Annotated in this window: 20 protein-coding genes; all 20 read right to left on the minus strand. The window is 63.7% G+C overall.

Annotated elements, in window-relative coordinates; genetic code table 11:
* Nucleotides 1-15: 15 nt before the first annotated feature.
* The 20 genes from H5V43_RS07425 to thiE all read right to left on the minus strand — a co-directional run bounded on the left by H5V43_RS07425 (nt 16) and on the right by thiE (nt 19,432).
* Nucleotides 16-723, minus strand: coding sequence for a biotin--[acetyl-CoA-carboxylase] ligase (locus H5V43_RS07425; protein WP_255308888.1), 708 nt, complete (start codon nt 721-723; stop codon nt 16-18).
* Complete coding sequence (nuoN, locus tag H5V43_RS07430; protein ID WP_025549532.1) at nt 720-2,156, minus strand: NADH-quinone oxidoreductase subunit NuoN; 1,437 nt, start codon at nt 2,154-2,156, stop codon at nt 720-722. The genes H5V43_RS07425 and nuoN overlap by 4 nt, the downstream gene beginning before the upstream one ends.
* Nucleotides 2,156-3,712, minus strand: a complete 1,557-nt coding sequence (locus H5V43_RS07435) for an NADH-quinone oxidoreductase subunit M (RefSeq protein ID WP_025549533.1) — start codon at nt 3,710-3,712, stop codon at nt 2,156-2,158. Before H5V43_RS07435 ends, nuoN begins: the two co-directional genes overlap by 1 nt.
* Entirely contained in the window at nt 3,712-5,811 is a 2,100-nt protein-coding gene (gene nuoL, locus H5V43_RS07440; protein WP_025549534.1) for an NADH-quinone oxidoreductase subunit L, read from the minus strand. Before nuoL ends, H5V43_RS07435 begins: the two co-directional genes overlap by 1 nt.
* 6 nt (nt 5,812-5,817) lie before the next feature.
* Entirely contained in the window at nt 5,818-6,123 is a 306-nt protein-coding gene (gene nuoK, locus H5V43_RS07445) for an NADH-quinone oxidoreductase subunit NuoK (RefSeq protein ID WP_004211745.1), read from the minus strand.
* Entirely contained in the window at nt 6,120-6,731 is a 612-nt protein-coding gene (locus tag H5V43_RS07450) for an NADH-quinone oxidoreductase subunit J (protein ID WP_025549535.1), read from the minus strand. Before H5V43_RS07450 ends, nuoK begins: the two co-directional genes overlap by 4 nt.
* 30 nt (nt 6,732-6,761) lie before the next feature.
* Nucleotides 6,762-7,247 (minus strand): NADH-quinone oxidoreductase subunit NuoI, encoded by a 486-nt coding sequence (gene nuoI, locus H5V43_RS07455; protein ID WP_007684868.1) that lies wholly within the window; start codon nt 7,245-7,247, stop codon nt 6,762-6,764.
* Complete coding sequence (gene nuoH, locus H5V43_RS07460; protein ID WP_025549536.1) at nt 7,244-8,293, minus strand: NADH-quinone oxidoreductase subunit NuoH; 1,050 nt, start codon at nt 8,291-8,293, stop codon at nt 7,244-7,246. The genes nuoI and nuoH overlap by 4 nt, the downstream gene beginning before the upstream one ends.
* Complete coding sequence (gene nuoG / locus H5V43_RS07465; protein ID WP_025549537.1) at nt 8,290-10,296, minus strand: NADH-quinone oxidoreductase subunit NuoG; 2,007 nt, start codon at nt 10,294-10,296, stop codon at nt 8,290-8,292. The genes nuoH and nuoG overlap by 4 nt, the downstream gene beginning before the upstream one ends.
* Before the next feature lie 2 nt (nt 10,297-10,298).
* Nucleotides 10,299-11,615, minus strand: a complete 1,317-nt coding sequence (gene nuoF, locus H5V43_RS07470) for an NADH-quinone oxidoreductase subunit NuoF (RefSeq protein WP_025549538.1) — start codon at nt 11,613-11,615, stop codon at nt 10,299-10,301.
* Nucleotides 11,612-12,280, minus strand: a complete 669-nt coding sequence (nuoE, locus tag H5V43_RS07475; RefSeq protein WP_025549539.1) for an NADH-quinone oxidoreductase subunit NuoE — start codon at nt 12,278-12,280, stop codon at nt 11,612-11,614. The genes nuoF and nuoE overlap by 4 nt, the downstream gene beginning before the upstream one ends.
* On the minus strand, nt 12,280-13,515 hold the full coding sequence (locus H5V43_RS07480; protein ID WP_025549540.1) for an NADH-quinone oxidoreductase subunit D: 1,236 nt from the start codon (nt 13,513-13,515) through the stop codon (nt 12,280-12,282). The genes nuoE and H5V43_RS07480 overlap by 1 nt, the downstream gene beginning before the upstream one ends.
* Nucleotides 13,515-14,351: an NADH-quinone oxidoreductase subunit C gene (locus H5V43_RS07485; protein ID WP_025549541.1), complete on the minus strand. Its 837-nt coding sequence runs from the start codon at nt 14,349-14,351 to the stop codon at nt 13,515-13,517. The genes H5V43_RS07480 and H5V43_RS07485 overlap by 1 nt, the downstream gene beginning before the upstream one ends.
* A gap of 1 nt (nt 14,352) precedes the next feature.
* Nucleotides 14,353-14,907 (minus strand): NuoB/complex I 20 kDa subunit family protein, encoded by a 555-nt coding sequence (locus H5V43_RS07490; protein ID WP_013847137.1) that lies wholly within the window; start codon nt 14,905-14,907, stop codon nt 14,353-14,355.
* Nucleotides 14,898-15,272, minus strand: coding sequence for an NADH-quinone oxidoreductase subunit A (locus H5V43_RS07495; protein ID WP_025549542.1), 375 nt, complete (start codon nt 15,270-15,272; stop codon nt 14,898-14,900). Before H5V43_RS07495 ends, H5V43_RS07490 begins: the two co-directional genes overlap by 10 nt.
* A 130-nt stretch (nt 15,273-15,402) precedes the next feature.
* Nucleotides 15,403-16,215: an inositol monophosphatase family protein gene (locus H5V43_RS07500; RefSeq protein WP_025549543.1), complete on the minus strand. Its 813-nt coding sequence runs from the start codon at nt 16,213-16,215 to the stop codon at nt 15,403-15,405.
* A gap of 151 nt (nt 16,216-16,366) precedes the next feature.
* The gene (efp, locus tag H5V43_RS07505) at nt 16,367-16,930 is read right to left on the minus strand and encodes an elongation factor P (protein ID WP_025549544.1); all 564 of its coding nucleotides are present in this window, start codon (nt 16,928-16,930) and stop codon (nt 16,367-16,369) included.
* Between the two features lie 99 nt (nt 16,931-17,029).
* Nucleotides 17,030-17,590 (minus strand): M23 family metallopeptidase, encoded by a 561-nt coding sequence (locus H5V43_RS07510; RefSeq protein WP_025549545.1) that lies wholly within the window; start codon nt 17,588-17,590, stop codon nt 17,030-17,032.
* Complete coding sequence (locus tag H5V43_RS07515; RefSeq protein ID WP_025549546.1) at nt 17,587-18,666, minus strand: L,D-transpeptidase family protein; 1,080 nt, start codon at nt 18,664-18,666, stop codon at nt 17,587-17,589. Before H5V43_RS07515 ends, H5V43_RS07510 begins: the two co-directional genes overlap by 4 nt.
* Nucleotides 18,667-18,736: 70 nt before the next feature.
* Entirely contained in the window at nt 18,737-19,432 is a 696-nt protein-coding gene (thiE, locus tag H5V43_RS07520; RefSeq protein ID WP_025549547.1) for a thiamine phosphate synthase, read from the minus strand.
* Between the last annotated feature and the right edge of the window lie 66 nt (nt 19,433-19,498).

Consider the following 19,498-nt stretch of genomic DNA (forward strand, 5'->3'; position numbering starts at 1 on the left):
GGCCGATCCCCGATGTCAGATGAGAAGGATGTCGCCGGCATGAATGGCACGGCTCTCGCCATTCGCCAAGCGCAGGATCAGCATCCCATGGCGGTCGAGCGTGTCGAATGTGCCTTCCACCGTCTCGCCATCGGGCTGCACCACGCGCATCGGCGTGCCGGCAGGATGGGCGTTGAGCAGCCAATGCGTCCGCACCGGCTCCAGCCCCTGCGCGCGCCAGATCGCCAGCCAGTGGGCGAACAATTCCGCAAGCCGCACCTGCAGAGCAGCCGCGTCGGCATCTCGCGCGCCCTGCGCGAAGAGGCTCGTCACCGGCCGGTCGAGCCCGGTCGGATGCCCGGTCACATTGACGCCGATCCCCGCAACAATGGCATCGCCCGCCCGCTCTAGCAGGATGCCGGCGATCTTCGCGCCGTCCACCAGCACGTCATTGGGCCATTTGATCCGCGCCTGCCCCTTGCAAAGCGGCGCCACCAGCGCATGCACGGCGTTGCCCGCGACCAGCGCCAGCGTATGCGGCAACGGGTCGCCCCCCCGCAACCGGATCAGCGTCGAACAATAGAGATTGCCGTCGGGACTTTCCCAGCTGCGCCCCATGCGCCCGCGTCCGCCGGTCTGCCGCCCCGCACGCAACCAGCAGCCTTCAGAAACGCCTTGCTCCACCAACGCCAGCATGTCGGCATTGGTGGAGCCAGTCTCCCCGACGAAGCGAAGCTCGGTCAGAACAGCGACGCCGCAGCCGCCGCGCTCGCCTTGTCGAGGACGGGATTGAGGAAATAGCCGAAGACGATCACCACGGCGCACGCCGTCAGGATGATATTCTCAACCGCCCCGCCCCGCGCTTCATAGGGCGCCGCCGGCTCGTCGAAATACATCGTCTTGATGATCTTCAGATAATAGAAGGCGCCGATCACCGACATGGCGATACCGAAGGCCGCCAGCGCCGTCAGGCCAGCCGCGACGGCCGCGTCGAACACCAGGAACTTCGCCCAGAAGCCGAAGAGCGGCGGAATGCCGGCCATGGAGAACATGAAGATCGCCAGCGCCGCCGCCAGACCCTGGCGCGAGCGCGACAGGCCCGCAAGGCTGGCGATGGTCTCGACCGGACGCCCCTCCGCATCGCGCATCTGCAGGATGCAGGCGAAACCGCCGATGGTCATGACGACATAGATCGCCATGTAGCTCATCGTCGCCGCCGCGCCCGCGGGCGTGCCGGTGGCAAGGCCGATCAACGCGAAGCCGACATTGTTGATCGACGAATAGGCCATCAGCCGCTTGATGTTGGTCTGGCCGATGGCCGCCACCGCACCGAAGAGGATCGAGGCGAGCGCAACGAAGATCACGACCTGCTGCCAGTCGAGGCCTGCCGGACCGAGCGCCTCTATCGCGACGCGGACGGTAAGGCCGATGGCCGCCACCTTGGGCGCGCTGGCGAAGAAAGTCGTGACCGGGGTGGGCGCACCTTCATAGACGTCCGGCGTCCACATGTGGAACGGCACGGCGCTGATCTTGAAGGCGAGACCGGCAAGCACGAACACCAGGCCGAAAAGCTCGCCCTTCGACACACCGTCGCTCAGCGCGACCGCGATGCCGTCGAAGCTGGTGCCGCCGGTAAAGCCATAGAGAAGCGCCGAACCATAGAGCAGGATGCCGCTCGCCAGCGAACCCAGGACGAAATATTTAAGGCCCGCTTCGGACGACCGCTCGTCCTGCCGCATGAAGCTTGCCAGCACATAGGCGGCAAGGCTCTGCATTTCGAGGCCGACATAGAGCGTCAGCAGGTCGCCCGCCGACACCATCATGCCCATGCCGATCGAGGAGAAGAGGATCAGCACCGGATATTCGGCCCGCAGCGCGCCACCCACCAGGAAATAGCGCGGCGCAAGCAGGATGGCCGCCGCCGCCGCGCCATAAATCAGCGCCTTGGCGAAGACGGAGAAGGCATCGGCGCGCACCAGCCCGTCAAAGGCATCGGGCCCATGCGCCAGCGAAGTGGACAGCGCCAGGCCTGCGATAGCCAGCGTCAGCACCGACAGCCAGTTCACCAGCCGCGCCGTCGCATCGCCGCCATAAGCTGCGATCAGCATCAGGATCAGGCCGCCGGCCGTCAGGATCAGTTCCGGCAGGACCGCCAGAAGGGAAGCGGAATCAATCATCAGTGCGCCTCCCCGTGCGCAGGGGCTTCTTCATGACGGGCAGCCTCGGCAGCCGGAATGGCCGCCCCCATCTTGATCTGGGAATCGCCCGCCGGCCTGGCGGAGGCGACGCGCGCTTCGAGCGCGCGGATATCGGAACGCATGGGCGCCAGGAAGCTCTCCGGATAGACGCCCATCCACAGCACCGCCGCCGCGATCGGCGCCAGCAGCCAGATTTCGCGCGCGGACAGGTCCGGCATCGCGGCCGCATCGGCATTCTTCTGCTCGCCATAGGCGATCCGGCGGTAGAGATAGAGCATATAGGCCGCGCCCAGGATGATGCCGGTGGTGCAGACCAGCGCCACCCAGCTCGACGCCTGGTAGATGCCCATCAGCGACAGGAATTCACCGACGAAGTTGCTGGTGCCCGGCAGGCCGACCGACGCCATGGTGAACAGTAGGAACAGCACCGCATATTTCGGCATGTTGATGCTGAGGCCGCCATAACGGCTGATCTCGCGGGTATGGAGCCGATCATAAATGACGCCGACACAGAGGAAGAGAGCGCCCGACACCAAGCCATGGCCCAGCATCACCATCATCGCGCCTTCGATGCCCGCCTGGTTGAAGGCGAACAGGCCGACGGTGACGATGGCCATGTGCGCAACCGACGAATAGGCGATCAGCTTCTTCATGTCCGACTGAACCAGCGCGACGAGGCTGGTATAGACCACCGCGACCATCGACAGGCCCCAGACCAGCGGCGCCAATTGCGCGGACGCCTCCGGGAACATCGGCAGCGAGAAGCGGATGAAGCCGTAGCCGCCCATCTTCAGCAGCACGCCCGCCAGGATGACCGAACCGGCGGTCGGCGCCTGAACGTGCGCGTCGGGAAGCCAGGTGTGGACCGGCCACATCGGCATTTTGACGGCAAAGCTGGCGAAGAAGGCGAGCCACAGCCATGTCTGGATATGCGGATCGAAATGATAGGCCATCAATGTCGGGATGTCGGTCGTGCCCGCTTCATGCACCATCCACATCATCGCGATCAGCATCAGCACCGAGCCGAGCAGCGTGTAGAGGAAGAATTTGTACGAAGCGTAGATGCGATCCGCGCCGCCCCAGATGCCGATGATCAGGTACATCGGGATCAGGCCGGCTTCGAACATGATGTAGAAGAGGTAGAGATCCTGCGCCGTGAAGACGCCGATCATCAGCACCTCCATGAACAGGAAGGCCGCCATATATTCCGGCACGCGCTTCTCGATCGCGATCCAACTCGCGCCGATGCAGATCGGCATCAGGAATACGGTGAGCGCGATCAGCAGCAGCGCGATGCCGTCGATCCCGAGCGCCCAGGCGAAACGGCCGAAGATCGGCGCATATTCCTGGAACTGCCATTGGGCGGCGGTCCCCGACTGGTCGAAATTCATCCAGAGGATGACGCCCAGCACGAGATCGACCAGCGTTGCGACCAACGCGATCCAGCGGGCCTGATTGGCGCCTGCGAACAGACAGGCGATGGCCCCCGCCATCGGCACTGCCATCATCAGGGAAAGGATGGGGAAGCCGCTCATTATCGTGTCATCGCCCAGGTTGCAGCCGCGGCGAGGCCGATCAGCATCACCAGCGCGTAAGTGTAGAGGTAGCCGGACTGAAGCCGACGGGTGACTTTGTTGCCCTGCACGACCAGCGCAGCCAGGCCGTTAGGCCCGAAGCGGTCGATCAAGCCCACGTCACCGAACTTCCAGAAGAAGCGGCCGATGGCGAAGGCAGGCTTGACGAAGATGAAATGATACAGCTCGTCGAAATACCATTTGTTGAGCAGGAACTGGTACAGCACGCCGAAGGTGGCGACGAAGCGCTGCGGCCAGTCGGTGTGCTTGATATAGGCCAGCCAGGCTATGACCAAGCCGGTCAGCATCACCGTGAACGGTCCGAACTTGACCCAGGTCGGCACTTCATGCGCGGCGTGCATCAGATGGCTGTCGAACGCCAGCGCGCCCTTCCAGAACTCTATGCCGCCTTCCGGCCCGATGAACTGGTCATGGAAGAGGAAGCCCGCAAACACCGCACCCAGGCTCAGCACCACCAGCGGGATCAGCATCACCCAGCCGCTTTCATGCGGATGATAGCCGCCGGTGCCGGTCGGCAGGGCATGGGCATCGGTTTCATGCCCGTGCGGATCGTGACCCGCATGCTCCTGCGCCGGTGCGTTGTCGTCCTCCGCGCCATGGCCATGGGTGGCATGTTCGTCATGACCATGGCCATGCGCGTCGTGGACGGCATGCTGGATATGCTCCGAAGCGGCCCAGCGCGGCTTGCCGAAGAAGGTCAGGAACACCAGGCGCCAGCTGTAGAAGCTGGTGAGCAGCGCCGCGAATACGCCGACCAGATAGGCACCGACGCCTGCGCCGCCCGAAGCATAGGCCGCTTCGAGAATGCCGTCCTTCGAATAGAAGCCTGCAAAGCCATAGCCGACCAGCGGAACGCCGACGCCAGTGATGGCCAGCGTGCCCAGCGTCATCGTCCAGAAGGTGATCGGGATCTCCTTCCGCAGCGCGCCATAGTAGCGCATGTCCTGTTCATGGTGCATCGCGTGGATGACCGAGCCCGCGCCAAGGAACAGCAGCGCCTTGAAGAAGGCGTGGGTGAAGAGGTGGAACATCGCCGCGCCATAGGCGCCGACGCCCGCCGCGAAGAACATGTAGCCGAGCTGCGAGCAGGTCGAATAGGCGATGACGCGCTTGATGTCGTTCTGCACCGTGCCCACGGTCGCCGCGAAAAGGCAGGTGGCCGCGCCGATGAAGGTCACGAAGCCAAGCGCCGTCGGCGAGGTTTCGAACATCGGCGACAGGCGGCACACCATGAACACGCCCGCGGTCACCATGGTCGCCGCGTGGATCAGCGCCGACACCGGGGTCGGGCCCTCCATCGCGTCCGGCAGCCAGGTGTGGAGGCCAAGCTGCGCCGACTTGCCCATCGCGCCGATGAACAGCAGCAGGCAGAGCACGGTCATGGTGTCGAAGCGGTGACCGAGAAAGCCGATGGTCGAACCGGCCATGGACGGCGCGGCCGCCAGGATTTCCGGGATCGAGATGGTGTTGAACACCAGATAGGTGCCGAAAATGCCCATCATGAAGCCAAGGTCGCCGACGCGGTTGACGACGAAGGCCTTGATCGCGGCGGCGTTTGCGCTCGGCTTCCGGAACCAGAAGCCGATCAGCAGGTAAGAGGCCAGACCCACGCCTTCCCAGCCGAAGAACATCTGCAGCAGGTTGTTCGCCGTCACGAGCATCAGCATCGCGAAGGTGAAGAGCGACAGATAGGCGAAGAAGCGCGGCTGGTCCGGCTCCTCCTCCATATAGCCCCAGCTATAGAGATGGACGAGGCTCGACACGCTGGTGATGACCACCAGCATGACCGCCGTCATGGTGTCGACGCGTAGCGCCCATTGCGCATCGAAGCTGCCCGACTGGATCCAGGTGAAGGCCGGGACCACATGGGGTTCGGCATGGCCGGTCAGGAAGCCGATGAAGATCGGCCAGCTCATCGCACAGGATGCGAACAGCGCGCCGGTGGTGACGATCTTCGCGGGCAGCTTGCCAAGGGCCTTGTTGCCAAGACCGGCGATGGCAGCAGCCAGCAACGGGAGAAGGACGATAAGCTGGATCATCGAGCTTTAGCCCTTCATCCGGTTGACATCGTCGACGGCGATGGTGCCGCGACCGCGGAAGTAGATGACGAGGATGGCAAGGCCGATGGCCGCCTCACCCGCCGCGACGGTCAGCACGAACATGCTGAACACCTGTCCCACCAGATCGCCCAGGAAGGCGCTGAAGGCGACAAGGTTGATGTTCACGCTGAGCAGGATCAGCTCGATCGCCATCAGGATGATGATGACGTTCTTGCGATTGATGAAGATGCCCAGCACGCCCATCACGAAGAGGATCGCGCTGACCACCATATAATGCTGAAGGCCGATCACAGCTCTACCCCCTGCCCGACGGGCTGATTGACGTTGCGCACCGCGTCTTCGGGACGGCGGCGGTTCTGGCGGGCGATGTTCTGGCCGCGCACGCCGCCACGGGCGCGATGGGTCAGCACGATGGCGCCGATCATCGCGACCAGCAGGACGATGCCCGCCGCTTCGAACAGGAAGATGTAGCGGGTGTAGAGCAGCGCGCCGATCGCCTGGATATTGCTGAGTTCCGGGTTCACCGGAGCCGCGCGCTGGGCCAGTTCTATGGGGCCCGCGCTCCACAGGCCGATGCCCAGCACGATCTCCGCCAGCAGCACCAGCGCAATCAGCAGCCCGAAGGGGAGGTAATCGACGAAACCGGCGCGCAGTTCGGCGAAATCGATGTCGAGCATCATCACGACGAACAGGAACAGCACGGCAACGGCGCCGACATAGACGATGACAAGGAGCATCGCGATGAATTCGGCGCCCAGCAGGACCATCAGCCCCGCCGCGTTGAAAAAGGCAAGGATCAGCCACAGCACCGAATGAACCGGATTGCGCGACAGGATCGTAAGCGCGCCGCTGCACACCACGATCGCGGCGAACAGATAAAAGGCAAGCACGTGAATCACAGGATCATGTTCCCCTTCGGCGGCTGCGGCTTAACGGTAGGGCGCATCGGCGGCAAGGTTCGCGGCAATCGCCCGCTCCCACTTGTCCCCATTTTCAAGGAGCTTGGCCTTGTCGTAGATCAGCTCCTCGCGCGTTTCGGTGGAGAACTCGAAATTCGGGCCCTCGACGATGGCGTCCACCGGGCACGCTTCCTGGCAGAAGCCGCAATAGATGCACTTCGTCATGTCGATGTCGTAGCGCGTCGTGCGGCGGCTGCCGTCATCGCGCGGCTGCGCTTCGATGGTGATCGCCTGGGCGGGGCAGATCGCCTCGCACAGCTTGCACGCGATGCAGCGTTCTTCTCCATTGGGATAGCGGCGCAACGCATGCTCCCCCCGGAACCGCGGCGAAATCGGGTTCTTCTCATAGGGGTAGTTGATCGTCGCCTTGGGCTTGAAGAAATATTTCAAGGTCAGGGCGTGCGCCTTCACAAACTCCCAGAGGGTGAAGGATTTGACATAATAGCCGAGGCTCATTGAGCGCCTCCGTAACGCGTGAACATGAGGAAGCCCGACACCAGGAAGACGAACAGCAGCGAGGTCGGCAGGAATATCTTCCAGCCCAGCCGCATAAGCTGGTCATAGCGGTAGCGGGGCACCGTCGCCTTCACCCAGGAGAAGACGAAGAAGAAGAAGAATATCTTGGCGAACAGCCAGATGATGCCGGGCACATAATAAAGCGGCGCCCAGTCGATCGGCGGCAGATAGCCGCCCCAGAACAGGATGGCGTTCAGGGCGCACATCAGGATCACGTTTGCATATTCGCCCAGCCAGAACAGCGCGAAGGCCATGGACGAATATTCGGTCTGATATCCCGCGACCAGTTCCGATTCCGCTTCGGTCAGGTCGAAGGGCGCACGCGCCGTTTCCGCCATGGCCGAGATCAGGAACATGATCGCCATCGGGAAGAGCAGCGGGTTGAAGCCGTTGCCGTTCAGGAAGCCATAATAGCCCTTCTGGCTCTCGACGATGGCCGAGATATTGAAGCTGCCGGCCCAGAGCACGACGGTGATCAGGATGAAGCCGATGGAGACTTCATAGCTGATCATCTGCGCGCTGGCGCGGATCGCCGAATAGAAGGGATATTTGGAATTGGACGCCCAGCCCGACAGCACCACGCCATAGACGCCGAGCGACGAGATGGCGAGGATGTAGAGCAGGCCGACATTGATGTTGGCCAGCACCACGCCCACCTGGAACGGAATCACCGCCCAGGCCATCAGAGCGACGGTGAAGGTGATGATCGGGGCGATCAGGAAAAGCGTGCGGTTGGCCGCCGAAGGGATGATGGTTTCCTGCAGGAAGACCTTGGCGCCGTCCGCGAAGGACTGGAGCAGACCGAAGGGACCGACGACGTTCGGGCCGCGGCGCAGCGCCATCGCCGCCCAGATCTTGCGGTCGGCGTAGATGATCATCGCCACCGCCAGCATCAGCGGCAACGCAATCACCAGAATGCCGATGATCGTCGAAAGCAGCCAGGCGCCTTCGAACGGCAGGCCGAGATTTTGGAAGAAAGCGGTCACTCTGCGGCCTCCGCATACGTCTCGCCGTGGATCAGTTCGGCCGAACATTGCTGCATCGTCGGACTGGCGCGGCAGATGGCGTTGGTCAGGTAGAAATCCTTGATCGGAGAGCCGAACTCACCACTGGCGCCGGTCGGCAGCGACGGAACGGACCAGCCATAATCGGCCAGACCCTCGATGCCCAGCGCCGGAACCGTCTTGGCCATTTCGGCGCGAAGCTGCTCGAAGCTGTCGAAGGGGAGCGTCGCGCCCAGCACTTCCGACAGAGCGCGCAGGATCGACCAATCCTCGCGGGCATCGCCCGGCGCGAACACAGCCTTTTCGCCGCGCTGCACCCGGCCTTCCAGATTGACGTAGGTGCCGGCCTTCTCGGCATAGCTTGCGCCCGGCAGGATCACGTCCGCCACATGCGCGCCCTTGTCGCCATGGTGGCCGACATAGACCTTGAAGCTGTCCTGGAAAGCCGAATAATCGACCTCGTCCGCGCCCAGCGAGAAGAGCAGCTTGGGCTTCGCCGCAGCCACCGCCTTGATGCCGCCCTGCGTCGCATAGCCGAGCATCAACCCGCCCATGCGCGCCGCCGCGAAATGCAGGACATTATAGCCGTTCCAGCCTTCTTTCACGAGGCCCAGCGTCTCGACCAGCACCAGCGTATCGCCATGGGCGCCGTCCTTCGCCAGCACGCCGCCGCCGACGATCATCGCCGGACGCGCGGCCTTGCCGAAGGCTTCCACAACCGCTTCGGGCAGACGGCCAAGCAGCGAGGCGTCATTGCCCAGCCACTCGACCTTGTAGGTGAGGTCGACCTGCGGACCGAGCGCAAAGACCTTCGCGCCCTTCTTGATCGCCTTGCGGATGCGGGTGTTCACCAGCGGCGCTTCCCAGCGCAGATTGGTGCCCACCAGCAGGATCACGTCAGCGGTTTCAAGACCGTTGAGCGTGGTGTTGAAGTTGACCGCGCTCAGGCTCGACACGTCATAGGCGAGCCCGGTCTGACGACCTTCGAGCAACGAGCCACCCAGCTTCTCGACCAGCGCCTTGCCCGCGAACATCGTCTCGCAATCGAGCAAATCACCGGCCAGCGCAGCCACCGACCCGCCATGCTTGACGGCGGCAATCGCCGCGAACGCCTCGTTCCAGGTTGCCGGAACCAGATTGCCGTCCTTGCGGACATAGGGTTTGTCGAGCCGCTTGCGGACCAGACCGTCGACATTGTGCCGGGTCTTGTCGCTGGCCCACTCCTCGTTCACGTCGTCATTGATGCGCGGCACGGCGCGCAGCACCTGACGGCCACGACTGTCGAGCCGGATATTGGTGCCGACCGCGTCCATCACGTCGATCGCGTGGGTCTTCTTGAGTTCCCAGGGACGCGCTTCGAACGCATAGGGCTTCGACGTCAGCGCGCCGACCGGGCAGAGGTCGACCACATTGCCCGACAGCTCGCTCTTGGCGGCATGTTCGAGATAGGTGGTGATCTGCATGTTCTCGCCGCGATAGATGGCGCCGATTTCCGGCACGCCCGCGACTTCCTCGGCAAAGCGCACGCAGCGGGTGCACTGGATGCAGCGGGTCATGACCGTCTTGACGATCGGGCCCATATATTTCTCGGTGACGGCGCGCTTATTCTCGTCGAAGCGGCTGCTGCCCTTGCCATAGGCGACCGACTGGTCCTGAAGGTCGCATTCGCCGCCCTGGTCGCAGATCGGGCAGTCGAGCGGGTGGTTGATGAGCAGGAACTCCATCACCCCTTCGCGCGCCTTCTTGACCATCTCGGTCTGGGTGAAGATTTCCTGATTCTCCGCGGCCGGCAGCGCACAGGAAGCCTGCGGCTTGGGCGGGCCGGGCTTCACCTCGACCAGGCACATGCGGCAATTGCCCGCGATGCTGAGGCGCTCATGATAGCAGAAACGGGGGATTTCCTTCCCCGCCAGCTCGCAGGCCTGGAGGACCGTGGCGCCCGCCGGGACTTCGAGTTCTACGCCGTCTACTTTGACCTTCGGCATGGTTACTCCGCTGCCTCCATGACCGGGGCGCTACCCTTGTTTTCGTTGATCCGGCGCTCGATTTCCGGACGGAAGTGCCGGATCAGGCCCTGGATCGGCCAGGCCGCCGCGTCGCCAAGCGCGCAGATGGTGTGGCCTTCGACCTGCTTGGTCACCTGGAACAGCATGTCGATCTCGCTCTGGTCGGCATCGCCGGTGCGCAGCCGCTCCATCACGCGCCACATCCAGCCGGTGCCTTCGCGGCAGGGCGTGCACTGGCCGCAGCTCTCATGCTTGTAGAAATAGGAGAGGCGCGAAATGGCGCGGACGATGTCGGTCGACTTGTCCATCACGATGACGGCGGCGGTGCCAAGGCCGGAGCCGAGCGCGCGCAGCCCATCGAAATCCATGGGCGCGTCCATGATCTCCTTCGCCGGGACCAGAGGCACCGACGAACCGCCGGGGATGACCGCCAGCAGATTGTCCCAGCCGCCGCGAATGCCGCCGCAATGCCGGTCGATCAGTTCCTTGAAACTGATGCCCATCGATTCTTCGACGACGCAGGGCTTATTCACATGGCCGCTGATCTGGAAGAGCTTGGTGCCCTTGTTGTTCTCCCGGCCGAAGCTGGAGAACCATTCGGACCCGCGCCGCAGGATCGTCGGCGCGACCGCGATCGATTCCACATTATTCACCGTGGTGGGGCAGCCATAAAGGCCCGCGCCCGCCGGGAAAGGCGGCTTCAGGCGCGGCTGGCCCTTCTTGCCCTCCAGGCTTTCGATCTGGGCGGTTTCCTCTCCGCAGATATAGGCGCCCGCGCCGCGATGGACGAAGACGTCGAAATCATAGCCGGACCCGCAGGCATTCTTGCCGAGGAAGCCCTTTTCATAGGCCTGCTCGACGGCGGCGAAGAGCACCTTCGCCTCATAGATGAACTCGCCGCGAATATAGATATAGGCGGCGCGCGCCCGCATCGCGAAACCGGCGACCAGCGCGCCCTCGATCAGCTTGTGCGGATCGTGGCGGATGATCTCGCGGTCCTTGCACGAGCCCGGCTCGGATTCGTCGGCGTTGATGACGAGGAAGCTCGGACGGCCGTCCCTGCTTTCCTTGGGCATGAAGCTCCACTTCATGCCGGTCGGGAAGCCGGCGCCGCCACGGCCGCGCAGGCCGCTGGCCTTGATGCGCTCTATGATGTCGTCCTGGCCGATTTCCAGCAGGGCCTTGGTGTTATCCCAATCGCCGCGTTTCATCGCCGCGTCGATGCCCCAATCCTGGAAGCCATAGACGTTAGTGAAGATGCGATCCTTGTCGCTGAGAGGCGCGATCACGTCGCTCATGCCCATTCGCCCCGATAGTCGTGATTTTCGTTGACCATATCCTTGAGCGTGGTCGGACCACCCTCCGGACAGCTGGTCTGACGATCGATCTGCGGCCCGATCTTGGGCTGCTTGCCAGCGGCGAGATCGTCGAGGATCGCGCTCATGCTGTCATAGGTCAGGTCTTCGAAATTATCGTCGTTGATCTGGACCATCGGCGCATTGGCGCAGGCGCCCAGACACTCGACCTCGGTCAGGGTGAACAGGCCATCGGGCGTCGTCCCGCCCTTCACCAGCCCCTTGTTCTTGCAGGCGGAGAACACATCGTCGGAGCCGCGCAGCATGCAGGGCGTCGTGCCGCAGACCTGCACATGATAGCGGCCAACGGGCGCGAGATTGTACATGGTGTAGAAGGTCGCGACCTCGTACACGCGCATATACGGCATTTCGAGTTGGTCGGCGATATATTCCATCACCGGCACCGGCAGCCAGCCCTGGGTCTGCGTCTCGGCACCCACCTGGCGCTGGGCGAGGTCAAGCAGCGGCATCACGGCCGACTGCTGACGCCCGGCGGGATAGCGGGCAATGACCTTCTTCGCCTGCTCGGCATTTTCGGCCGTCCAGGCGAACGCGCCCCAGCGCGCGCGCGTTTCGGCCTCGTCCGGGATATGAACTGCGTCAGCCATTAGCGGTCACATTCTCCAAACACGATGTCCATGGCGCCCAGGACAGCGGTGGTATCGGCCAGCATGTGGCCTTTCATCATGAAATCCATCGCCTGAAGGTGGCTAAAGGCGGTCGGGCGGATCTTGCAGCGGTAAGGCTTGTTGGAGCCGTCCGCGACCAGATAGACGCCGAATTCGCCCTTGGGGCTTTCGGTCGCGACATAGACTTCGCCCGCCGGGACATGGAAGCCCTCGGTATAAAGCTTGAAGTGGTGGATCAGCGCTTCCATCGAGCGCTTCATCTCGCCGCGCTTGGGCGGCACCACCTTGCGGTCGAAACTCGCCACCGGGCCTTCCGGCATTTCGCTGAGGCACTGCTTCATGATCCGCGCGGACTGGCGGACTTCCTCGACGCGGACCATGAAGCGGTCATAGCAGTCGAAATTGGTGCCCACCGGAACGTCGAATTCCATCCGGTCATAGACGTCATAGGGCTGCGCCTTGCGGATGTCCCAGGGGATGCCCGATCCCCGGATCATGGGGCCGGAAAAGCCCCATTTCAGCGCGTCTTCCTTGCTGACGACCGCGATGTCCACATTGCGCTGCTTGAAGATGCGGTTGTCGACCACCAGGCTCATCGCGTCCTCGAACAGGCGCGGCAAACGGGTGTCGAGCCAGTCGCCAATGTCGGTCAACAGCTTCAGCGGCACGTCCTGATGCACGCCGCCCGGCCGGAACCAGGCCGCATGCATGCGGGCGCCCGACGCCCGTTCGAAGAAGTTGAGGCAATCCTCCCGGATTTCGAACAGCCACAGGTTCGGCGTCATCGCACCCACGTCCATCACATGCGAGCCGAGGTTCAGCATGTGATTGCAGATGCGCGTCAGTTCCGCGAAGAACACGCGCAGATATTGCGCGCGCAACGGCACTTCCAGGTTCAGCAGCTTTTCGATGGCGAGGACATAGCTGTGCTCCATGCCGAGCGGCGAGCAATAGTCCAGCCGGTCGAAATAGGGCAGCGCCTGCAAATAGGTCTTGTGCTCGATCAGCTTCTCGGTGCCGCGATGCAGAAGGCCGACATGCGGGTCGCAGCGCTCGACGATCTCGCCGTCCAGTTCCATGACCAGGCGCAGAACGCCGTGCGCGGCAGGGTGCTGCGGACCGAAGTTGATCGTGTAGTTCTGGATTTCCGTGTCGCCGTAGGACGGGTCCGCCGCGTCGGTCACATGGTCCAGCTTTTCCAGATAGTCGGACATCAGGCCTTATCCTCAGGCTTGGCAGCGCCTTTGCCTTCGTCTGTGTGCTCTTCGGGCTTTACCGGAGCATTGGGCGACTTTTCCGCACCCTTGCTGTTGGCGGGTTCACCCGCACCGGTATCCTCGGACTTTTCGGTGACCTTGGGCGTGGCACCGGCCGGTTCGCCCTTGGGAGCCGCAGCGGCCGGCAACGGGGCTGTGACAGGTGTCGGCGCTCCCGGCGCCTGCGGCGCCTTCTCGTCGCCCGGCAGCACATATTGCGCGCCTTCCCACGGGCTCATGAAGTCGAACTGCCGGAAATCCTGCGCCAGCTTCACCGGCTTGTAGACGACGCGCTTGTCCTCTTCGGAATACCACATCTCGACATAGCCGGTCAGCGGGAAGTCCTTGCGCTGCGGATGGCCCTTGAAACCATAGTCGGTCAGGATGCGGCGCAGATCGGCGTTCCCCTCGAAGATGACGCCGTACATGTCGAACACCTCCCGCTCCAGCCAGCCGGCGACCGGCCAGATGTGCGTGACGGTGGGAACGGGCATGTCCTCGTCGGTCTGCACCTTCACGCGGACGCGGTGGTTCCGCGTGACGCTGAGCAGATGGTAGCAGACCTCGAAGCGCTCCGGACGATCCGGATAATCGACGCCCGCAATTTCCATGAGCTGCTGATATTGCGCGCGATCCCGCAGCAGCACCATCGCGTCGGCCAGCTTTTCCCGGACGACGGTGAAGCTCAGTTCATCGGCATGATCGACGGTTTCGACCAGCATCGGTCCCAGCAGACCGGCGATTTCCTGCGCGATCCCATCGATGGCCGCGATCCTAGGAGCAGAATGACCCATATCAGCGCTCAACCGTTCCGATGCGGCGGATTTTCCGCTGCAACTGCATCACGCCATAAAGCAGGGCTTCCGCTGTCGGCGGGCAACCCGGCACATAGATGTCGACCGGCACGATGCGGTCGCAGCCACGCACGACCGAATAGCTGTAGTGATAATAGCCACCGCCATTCGCGCAGCTGCCCATCGAAATCACATATTTCGGATTGGACATCTGGTCGTAAACCTTGCGCAACGCCGGAGCCATCTTGTTGCACAGCGTCCCGGCCACGATCATCACGTCGGACTGGCGCGGCGAGGCGCGCGGTGCGGCGCCGAAGCGTTCCATGTCATAACGGGGCATGTTGACGTGGATCATCTCCACCGCGCAGCAGGCCAGGCCGAAGGTCATCCACCAGAGCGAGCCGGTGCGAGCCCACTGAAACAGTTCCTCCGTCGAGGTGACGAGGAAACCCTTGTCACTGACCTCGCTGTTCAGCGCGTTGAAGAAATCCTGGTCGGGCTGGGTCCCCGCGGGCAACAAGGTGCCGGGCGCGGGCCGCTCAAGTTCTACTCCCAATCGAGTGCTCCCTTCTTCCACGCATAGACGAGGCCGAGCACCAGCTCCGCTATGAAGATCATCATCGTCGCCCAGCCGGCCCAGCCGATCTGGTCGAGGCTGACCGCCCAGGGGTAGAGGAACGCCGCTTCCAGGTCGAAGATGATGAACAGGATCGCGACGAGGTAGAATCGCACGTCGAACTGGCTGCGCGGTTCTTCGAACGCAGGAAAGCCGCATTCATATTCGCTGAGCTTGGCCGGATCGGGCTGATGCGCGCCGGTCAGGCGCCCCACCAGCATCGGCAGGAACACGAATGCGCTCGAAAGCAGCAAGGCGATCCCGAGAAAGATCAGGATCGGCAGATATTGGGCTAGATCGACCAACGGAATCCCCTGGGCGAAAATGATTTACGGGCGCGCTTTAGGCCCGCTGCATATGCGAAGCAAGGCCCGGAGGCATGAGAATGATTCGCAACAATGGCGGCGACCTGATCACGCTACCAAAAGCAAGCCGTCAGCGCAGCGCTCCAGCCACCAACTTATGTAATTTGCTGTGGATCGCATCATTGCCCGCGATGACTTCCTTGCGCTCGATCGGCTGGTCGCCGCCGCGGAAATCCGACACGAAGCCGCCCGCTTCCCGCACCATCAGCAGGCCCGCCGCCACGTCCCAGGGTTGCAGGCCGCTTTCCCAGAAGCCGTCATAGCGGCCGGAGGCGACATGGGCGAGGTCCAGCGAGGCCGCGCCGAAGCGCCGGATTCCGGCCACCGAGGGCCCTACGGCCCCGAAGATGCGCGTCCATTGCGCGAAATCGCCATGCCCCAGGAAGGGGATGCCCGTGGCGATCAGGCAGTCGCCCAGATCGCGCCGCGCCGAAACGCGCAGCCGCTGGTCATGCCGCCAGGCGCCCCGGCTCTTTTCCGCCCAATAGCTTTCGTCGGTCACCGGCTGGTAGATGAGGCCGGTCGTCACCTCCCGCTTGCCGCCGTAGAGCGGCTCCTCGACCGCGATGGAGATCGCGAAGTGCGGGATGCCGTGCAGGAAATTGCTGGTGCCGTCGAGCGGATCGATGATCCAGCGCGGCTTGCCCGGATCGCCCGCGATCTCGCCGCCTTCCTCAAGCAGGAAACCCCAATCGGGCCGCGCCTTCTGCAATTCCTCGACCAGCGTCTTTTCCGCCTGCTGGTCGGCCTTGGACACGAAGTCCGCCGGCCCCTTTCGGGACACCTGCAGATGTTCGACCTCGCCAAAGTCGCGGCGCAGCTTGGAGCCAGCCTTGCGCGCGGCGCGTTCCATGACGGTCAAAAGGCCCGAGTGCGATACCATTTTTCTTGTCTCCCCCCTCCCGCAAACGGGAGGGGCCGGGGGTGGGCATGCCGCAATAGCGGCACTCTGAAAAGGGAAAGGGCAGGAAGCTCGCTCATGCTCGCCACCCACCCCCTAAACCCCTTCCGCCTGCGGGAAGGGGGATCGAATATCAATCCGCGCGCTTCACATATTCGCGCTCATACACGTCGACGACGATGCGCGTGCCGGTGACGATGTGCGGCGGCACCATGACGCGCACGCCATTGTCGAGGATGGCGGGCTTGTAGCTCGCCGAAGCGGTCTGGCCCTTCACCACGGCGTCGGCTTCCACCACGGTCGCTTCGACCGTTTCGGGAAGCTGCACGGAGATCGGACGTTCCTCATACATTTCCAGCATGACCATCATGCCGTCCTGCAGGAAGGCCGACGCATCGCCCACCAGATCCTGCGGCAGATTGATCTGCTCATAGGTTTCCGTATCCATGAAGACGAGCATGTCGCCCTCTGCATAGAGATATTGGAAATCCTTGGTGTCGAGGCGGATGCGCTCCACCGTCTCGGCCGACCGGAAGCGGACGTTGTTCTTGCGCCCGTCGATCAGGTTCTTCAGTTCCACCTGCATATAGGCGCCGCCCTTGCCGGGCTGGGTATGCTGGATCTTCACGGCGCGCCACAGGCTGCCGTCATATTCGATGTTGTTGCCGGGACGAATCTCGACGCCGCTGATCTTCATGGGAAGAGCCTGCCTATATGTCTGAAGGTGAAAAGAGCCGGCCTCTGGAGGCTGGCCGCGCCCTTACATGGATGAGGGCGAAAGGGCAAGAGGCGGCGCCTATCGCGGTTTCGCCAGCAAGGGATAGGGATTGATCGCCCGCCCGCCATGCCAGGGCTCTCCCGGACGCAGTTCATGCACCGCGAAGTGCAGGTGCGGCGCTGCCGAATCGGCATTGCCGGTGCTGCCGACGGTCGCGATGCGCTGTCCGCGCCGAACCGCCTGCCCTTCCGCAAGGCCCGGCGCATAGCCGTCCAGATGCGCATAATAATAGATGCGCCGTCCATCGGGCGAGCGTTCATAGATCGTGCGCCCGCCTTCCTCGCTCCAGAACAGCTTTTCGATCCGTCCGTCCGCCGCCGCCAGCACCGCCCTGCCCCGCGCCGCCATGATGTCGATGGCGTCATGGGCGCGCGCGCCGCTCGCCCGCGCCTGGGCGAATGTATCGCTCAGCGCGGAGGGCGGCACGCCCTCGACCGGGATCAGCAGGGCACCGGCTTCCGCCGCCGCAGGCCGGGAAGGCTCAGGCGCGTCCGCCGGCACGATCCGCACGAAGGTGCGCAGGAGGGCCGCGCCGATCAGGACGGCCAGGCCGATGCCGGCCCAACCGCGCGCCCTCATGGCTGGAACACCGCCTTCACGCCGGACTTCACCATCTGGGCGAGCCGCGCCGCGTCCCAATTGGTGAGCCGGATGCAACCATGGCTTTCCGTTCGGCCGATGGTCTGCGGCTCCGGCGTGCCGTGAATGCCGTAATGCGGCTTCGACAGGTCGATCCACACCACGCCGACCGGGCCGTTGGGACCGGGCTTCAGCACCGCCTTCTGGTCGGTGGAGGACGCATCCCAGAACAGGTCCGGATTATAGTGGAAATCGGGATTGCGGCTCAACCCCTTGATTTCCCACGTTCCGATCGGCAGGGGATCATGCTGCGACCCCATGGTGGCTGGAAATTGCGCGATCAGCCGGTTCTGCGCGTCATAGGCCCGGAGCACCCCGTCCGACTTGTCCACGACGATGTGGTCGGCCTGCGGCTGCTCCTTGGCCACGCCCAGGCCGGCGAGCGTCTCGCCCCAGCCGCGCTCGTCGCCTTCGATCCGGGCAACCGGCTGGTTGGCGATGGCAGGTACGCGGATCGTGGCTCCCGCGCCGAGCTTCGTGTTCGGAGGATTGAGCGCGAGCAGCGCCTCCGGCCGGGTGTGGAAACGTTCGGCCAGCTTCTCCAGCAGGTTGCGATAGCCAAGGGCGGGCAGCTTCGCCTGATCGTTGAGTTCCCTGGGCACCGCAAAGAACGGTCCCTTGGCGAAATCCGCCGGTATCTTCACCAGCCAGGTCGCGGGCTGCGGCCGGTCGCCCAGCAGCGCCTTGGCCGTCGCCTCATCATATTTCCCGGTGGTCGGCAGGCCCTTCGCCTCCTGGAAACCCCTGAGCGCGGTGGTGAAGGACATGCCTTCCTTCCCATCCAATACGCCGGGCGAGAAGCCGGCCCGGTCCAGCGCCACCTGCGCCTGCAGCACCGATTCCACCCGCGCAGGCGCGCCTGTCGGCTCGGGCACCACGGTGAAGGCGTAGGGATCGCCGGCAGGCCGCGCAGCCTGCCCGGTCGCCTGGTTCGACGGTGCGCTCTCATTGGCTTCCGTCACCGTCATGTTGCAGGCCGCACAGAGCAGCGTCAGGATCAGCGGATTGGTTTTCAAGGCGATACTCTCCCATTTGTGGAAGGGAAAACGCCTGAAGTGCAGGAAAGCTGCCTGCCGCCTTATACCGTTATTCCTGCGCCAACACCGCCCGGAATGCCGCCACGCCGGCTTGCGGCCCATCCGAATGGCCCCATACCGCCCCGCTCACCGCCAGGAAATCCGCCCCGGCCTTCACCAGCGGCGCGGCATTGCCGGGCGTTATCCCGCCAATCGCCACGCAGGGCAGTTCGAACAATGCCGTCCACCAGCCCAGGATCGATGGGTCGGGGCGATGGATCGTTTCCTTGGTGGTCGTAGAATAGAAGGCCCCGAACGCAACATAGTCCGCCCCTGCTTCCCCTGCTTCCATCGCCAGATGGCGGCTGTCATGGCAGGTGACGCCGATCTGCACCGAAGGACCGAGCAGCTTGCGCGCCTCGCGAGGATCGCCGTCGCCCTGCCCCAGATGAACGCCGTCGGCCCCCAGGCGCTTCGCCAGGCTCATGCTGTCGTTGATGATGAACGCGACATCCCGTTCCGCGCAGAGCTTTTGCAGCGGCGCGGCGGCTTGGGCGATGGCGTCGTCACCCACGCCCTTCAACCGCAATTGGAACGCCGCGACGTCGCCCCCATCGAAGGCGGCGGCGAGACTGTCGACAAAGCCCGCATCGATCGCCGGCGGGGAGATCAGGTAGAGCTGACAGGGCGGCCGCCGGTCATCGCTGTCGAACCGGGCTGCGAAATTCGGGTCGAGAGCCAATTCTTCATCGGTAAATTCAGTCATGGGTCTCGCCTTAGCCGCTTTTGATGGCGTTGGAAAAGGGCGGAGCCGATCGGCCCTCACCCGCGT

The organism is Sphingobium fuliginis, from assembly GCF_015074805.1.
Classification (GTDB): Bacteria; Pseudomonadota; Alphaproteobacteria; order Sphingomonadales; family Sphingomonadaceae; genus Sphingobium; species Sphingobium fuliginis.

Excerpts from the sequence above, each read along its gene's own strand:
- nuoF (WP_025549538.1), bottom strand. The coding sequence starts at position 11,615 with ATGAGCGACGTGATCGCGCCTCTCAGCGACAAGGATCGCATCTTCACT.
- H5V43_RS07435 (WP_025549533.1), bottom strand. The coding sequence starts at position 3,712 with ATGAGCGGCTTCCCCATCCTTTCCCTGATGATGGCAGTGCCGATGGCG.
- nuoE (WP_025549539.1), bottom strand. The coding sequence starts at position 12,280 with ATGGCTGACGCAGTTCATATCCCGGACGAGGCCGAAACGCGCGCGCGC.
- H5V43_RS07500 (WP_025549543.1), bottom strand. The coding sequence starts at position 16,215 with ATGGTATCGCACTCGGGCCTTTTGACCGTCATGGAACGCGCCGCGCGC.
- nuoN (WP_025549532.1), bottom strand. The coding sequence starts at position 2,156 with ATGATTGATTCCGCTTCCCTTCTGGCGGTCCTGCCGGAACTGATCCTG.
- H5V43_RS07480 (WP_025549540.1), bottom strand. The coding sequence starts at position 13,515 with ATGTCCGACTATCTGGAAAAGCTGGACCATGTGACCGACGCGGCGGAC.
- efp (WP_025549544.1), bottom strand. The coding sequence starts at position 16,930 with ATGAAGATCAGCGGCGTCGAGATTCGTCCCGGCAACAACATCGAATAT.
- H5V43_RS07510 (WP_025549545.1), bottom strand. The coding sequence starts at position 17,590 with ATGAGGGCGCGCGGTTGGGCCGGCATCGGCCTGGCCGTCCTGATCGGC.
- nuoI (WP_007684868.1), bottom strand. The coding sequence starts at position 7,247 with ATGAGCCTCGGCTATTATGTCAAATCCTTCACCCTCTGGGAGTTTGTG.
- nuoG (WP_025549537.1), bottom strand. The coding sequence starts at position 10,296 with ATGCCGAAGGTCAAAGTAGACGGCGTAGAACTCGAAGTCCCGGCGGGC.
- nuoL (WP_025549534.1), bottom strand. The coding sequence starts at position 5,811 with ATGATCCAGCTTATCGTCCTTCTCCCGTTGCTGGCTGCTGCCATCGCC.
- thiE (WP_025549547.1), bottom strand. The coding sequence starts at position 19,432 with ATGACTGAATTTACCGATGAAGAATTGGCTCTCGACCCGAATTTCGCA.
- H5V43_RS07485 (WP_025549541.1), bottom strand. The coding sequence starts at position 14,351 with ATGGGTCATTCTGCTCCTAGGATCGCGGCCATCGATGGGATCGCGCAG.